1 protein-coding gene and 3 pseudogenes are annotated in these 2,649 nt (G+C 62.0%); 2 read left to right on the top strand and 2 right to left on the bottom strand.

Translation table 11 applies throughout. The annotated features are described in order from the left end of the window. Window positions 1-211 precede the first annotated feature (211 nt). Window positions 212-1,166: pseudogene (locus tag AC1DY5_RS50660) on the bottom strand (ATP-dependent metallopeptidase FtsH/Yme1/Tma family protein); the annotation flags it as partial. Window positions 1,167-1,714: 548 nt separating this feature from the next. On the opposite strand from AC1DY5_RS50660, the gene AC1DY5_RS50655 reads away from it, so the two are divergent. Beyond that, on the top strand, window positions 1,715-2,122 hold the full coding sequence (locus AC1DY5_RS50655; protein WP_478121853.1) for a CBS domain-containing protein: 408 nt from the start codon (window positions 1,715-1,717) through the stop codon (window positions 2,120-2,122). 49 nt (window positions 2,123-2,171) lie between these two features. On the opposite strand, the pseudogene AC1DY5_RS50650 reads toward AC1DY5_RS50655, so the two are convergent. Next, a pseudogene (locus tag AC1DY5_RS50650) lies at window positions 2,172-2,369 on the bottom strand (universal stress protein); the annotation flags it as partial. A 2-nt stretch (window positions 2,370-2,371) separates the two neighbouring features. Here AC1DY5_RS50650 and AC1DY5_RS50645 point away from each other — a divergent pair. Next, window positions 2,372-2,503: pseudogene (locus tag AC1DY5_RS50645) on the top strand (IS110 family RNA-guided transposase); the annotation flags it as partial. Between the last annotated feature and the right edge of the window lie 146 nt (window positions 2,504-2,649).

The following is a 2,649-nucleotide window of genomic DNA, read 5'->3' as shown; positions in this document are numbered from 1 at the left end:
GCTGTGCGCCGCATGGAGACCCACATGTCCTGGGTCCTGATCGGCGAGCGGCAAGTGCTGAAACTGAAGAAGGCGGTGCGCTATCCCTTCCTGGACTTTTCCTCGGTCGAGGCGCGTGAACGCAATGCCCGGTAGGAGATGCGACTCAACCGGCGGTTGGCGCCGCAGGTCTATCTCGGCCTGCTCGCCCTGCGGATGGACGGTGGCCTGCTTCGCGCATTCCGCGCCCAGCGCGCAGCAGCGCTGGGGTCCAGTGTCTCGGGCCGGTTGGTGGCGGCGAGCAGCACGACGCCCACGCTCGGATCGAAGCCGTCGAGCTCCACCAGCAGCTGATTGAGCGTCTGCTCGCGCTCGTCCTGCCCACCCGCCATCGGGAAGGCCGTACGGGCCCTGCCGAGCGCATCCAACTCGTCGATGAAGATGATGGCGGGCGCGTTCGCGCGGGCCTGCTCGAAGAGGTCGCGCACCCGTGCCGCACCGACGCCGACGAACATCTCGATGAACTCCGAACCGCTGATCGAGAAGAAGGCCACGCCGGCCTCGCCAGCCACCGCACGCACCAACAGCGTCTTGCCGGTGCCGGTAGGACCCATCAGCAACACTTCCTTGGGAACGCGCGCGCCTAACCGTCCGTGTTCCCTTGGATTCTTGAGGAAGTCGATGATCTCCTGCAGTTCGGACTTCGCCTCGTCGACACCGGCGACGTCGTCGAAGCGAACGCCGGTGGTCTTCTCCATGTAGATCTTCGCCTTGCTCTTCCCGATGCCCAGCAGCCCGCCACCGCCCCCACGCCGAAGAACAAAGCTCCACAGGCCAAAGATCAACAGGGCGGGAAGAACCCAGGAGAGAAGGCCCTGCAGCCAGTTCGAGCTGCGCACCCGCTGGTAAGGAACGCCAAAGGCCGCGAGACGCTCGGCCATCTGCGGCTCCACGATGGTCGCCATCACGATCTGCTTGCCGCCGCTCTCGGGAACCCTCAGGCGCCCGGTGATGATCGAATCGCCGACCGTGACCTCTGCGATTTCTCCTTTCCTCAAGTGGGCCTCGAAAGCGCTGTAGGGAACCATTTCGATGCTGCGAGCCTGGTCCCAATAGTCCCACGCAATCACGATCAACGCGATCGCGACAATCACCGCTCCCAGGTTGAGCTGTGCCCACTTCTCCATACGGCGATCAGGGACTCGGTCCCCGTCGGCGCCAAGACCATGGGCGGAGCAGAGGGCGACTTGAATCCGTAGAAGCGATCGTTGAGGTGCTGTGTGACAGCAACGATGTCTTCCTGGCTCCAATTCAACGATCCTGCGGCTTGCCAGCGCACCACTTGCGCCTGGAGGCTGTTCCAGTCCGTGGCAAGTCTCCGGTCTCGCCAGTGCACTTGCGTCGTATGACAGGCAATACAGTGCGTTGCGTACAAGAGCTCTCCGCGCGACTGAGCACCGGCCGATGGGCCCCACCACCAGAACGCATGCTGCCAGGGTTGAGTAGTCATGGGGTTCTTCTCATTCACGTCGCCGCATCCGAAAAAGCGGGCTGACGACAACGAAAGGAAAGCATCGCGCAGCGACAAGGCCGACACCTTGATACAGCGCAATGACAGATGATGTCTACGTCAATCGAGAGCGCTCGGAGTTTCGCTTGCGCACGATCAAACCTCGGCCGAGCCGGCGGATTTAGCGTTCCCCACACGTCCAATCAATTTCCAGCGTGCGAATCCATGAGCCAACTGATCTCATCCCTGATGCAACCAACCGTCCTGAGCGTAGGCATGGACGACACAGTAGCGCAGGTCGAAGCATTGCTCGTCAGCAATCACCTGAGCTGGATCCCCGTCCTCGAGCCCTCGAGGGGCGAAGCCGTCGGCGTCATCAGCGCCACGGACATCGTCAGCTTCCATGCACAGGCGCGTGACGCCGCCGCCACGCGTGCATGGCAGATGTGTACATACAAGCCGATCGTGGTGGATATCGAAACGCCGATTGCCCTGGTGGCGGCGCTGATGGTGGAACGGGGGGTCCATCACGTGGTCGTCACGGGCCGCGATGAAATCGCGGGTGTCGTGTCGTCGCTGGACTTCGTTCGGACTTTTCTTCCGGAACGCGCCGGTCCGAAGAGTCGCCCGTGAACACCCTGGGATACTCTTTTTCCCGCGTTCAGGGGCAAAGAAAGGCGCTCTATGACTTCGAGTCGGACCGGTTGTGTCCTTCACTTCGCACCAGAAGGACCGGCACGGTGCAGCGTGCCAGGACCTTGGCCGCCACCGAGCCGAGCAGCAGGTTCTTCAAGGCACCTTCGCCATGCGAGCCCATGATCAGAAGATCGAACTTCCCCGCCTCGGCATAAGACGCGATCTCGGCCGCCGGATCACCCACGTCGATGGCTGATGGTCGAACTCGCGTGGAGTTGGCTCCGCTTCCAGCCGGCCAGCCAGTTGAGCCAGTGGTTCAATCAGCGCTTTGCCGTCGCCGGCAAGCGCATGCGACGGATCGGCATTGTGATGGTGGCTTCATAAAGCACTCCTCACAATTGAGAGTTGGGATGTTAGGCGTCAGGCAGCGTCTCGCGATGGTTCTTCAAGTGACCTGAGGTGCGTATGCGATCACGGAGTTGCTGCTCCTGTTCGTATGCGATCACGGAGTTGCTGCTCCTGTT

This window comes from Variovorax sp. P4_D9 (assembly GCF_056401695.1).
The sequence above is the reverse complement of the archived record's forward strand: the minus strand, read 5'-3'. Positions and strand labels throughout refer to the sequence as shown.

Excerpts from the sequence above, each read along its gene's own strand:
- AC1DY5_RS50655 (WP_478121853.1), top strand. The coding sequence starts at position 1,715 with ATGAGCCAACTGATCTCATCCCTGATGCAACCAACCGTCCTGAGCGTA.